At 63.2% G+C, this 1,161-nt stretch carries 1 protein-coding gene; it reads right to left on the bottom strand.

Translation table 11 applies throughout. The annotated features are described in order from the left end of the window. Positions 1-1,161: formylmethanofuran dehydrogenase subunit A (locus EN893_RS34925; protein ID WP_128362208.1), on the bottom strand; the 1,161-nt coding region annotated here is incomplete at both ends.

The raw sequence follows: 1,161 nt of genomic DNA, 5'->3' as shown, positions 1-1,161 counted from the left end.
ATCATGACGCGCGCGGCGCCGAGATGGCCTCGATCCGTCAAGCCGAGCAGCTTGGCCGGCGCCGCGCGCGTCATGATGGCGATTTCCTCGAACGTGTATTCGCGGTCGATTGCGGCCAGGGTAGAGAGCGCCAGGGCGGATCGTGAAAGTCCAGCGGTCATTTCGGCGCGCGCTTCCCGGCTCATCAGCAGTTCGAACAGCGCCGGATAAGCCGTAAAAGGTGCACCGTTGGGATGATCGGTGGTGAAGAACACACGCCAGGGATCGTCGATCAGGAGAAAAAGCTCGAGCCCGATCGCCCACTGCATCGTGCCGTAGAAGTCCTTGCCATAACTGTAGGGCACGATGCCGCCGCCATTGCCGTCACCATCATGAATGACGGTCTTTTTCGGGTGCGCGCTGCCACGCGCCGAAAACTGCCGCATGACGTCGGAGGAGACCGTGACCGTCTGGCCGAACATGACCTGGCCGATATCGATGGTGACTTCCGGCGTCGCGTTGACCAGTTCGGCAAGCCGTGCGGCGGCGGAAGAAAACCCGCGTTTTCCTTCCGTGCCATAGCCATAGAACTGGAGGTGGGCGAGATGCAGCGGCAGCCCATCCGCCGCTGCGATCGTCGCAGCCGCCGTATCCGCCGATCCGGGGCTGCCCAGATTGTTGCAATGGACATGCAGGGGATGCGGCAGGCCAAGACTGTCGACGGCGGCCTGCAGCGTCTTGACGATCTTGCGCGAACTGACGCCATAGGAAGGCACGACATCGTCCAGCGAGAAGGTGCGGACGTTCTCCTTGAAGGCGGCCGCCGCACCGGCGTTGATCACCTTGACCCCAAGCGCTCGCGTCGAAGCGACCGTCCAGGCGACATAGTCCTCGATCCTCGTCGAGGGGGCGTCGTCGCGGATCATCGACAACAGGAAATCGTCATTGCCGAGAATGGCGAGGGTTGCCTTGTCGATGATCGGGATGTCAGCCAGTTCGAGATGCGTGTGAAGCGCCGCTCCCGGCGACATCGCCGGCTCGACCACCGTCGTAAAGCCCATCTTGGCGTAGAGGCAGCCGGTCTGGAACGTCGACCAGCCGGCATTGGAGAGCGGCGTCATTGCCGGCCGCGCCTGATGGGCGGCATGCTGTTCGGGCAAGAGCAGCCGCGCGGTGTTCACA

Origin of the sequence: Mesorhizobium sp. M7A.F.Ca.CA.004.04.2.1 (assembly GCF_004022825.1) — a bacterium.
Taxonomy (GTDB): Bacteria; Pseudomonadota; Alphaproteobacteria; order Rhizobiales; family Rhizobiaceae; genus Mesorhizobium.
The sequence above is the reverse complement of the archived record's forward strand: the minus strand, read 5'-3'. Positions and strand labels throughout refer to the sequence as shown.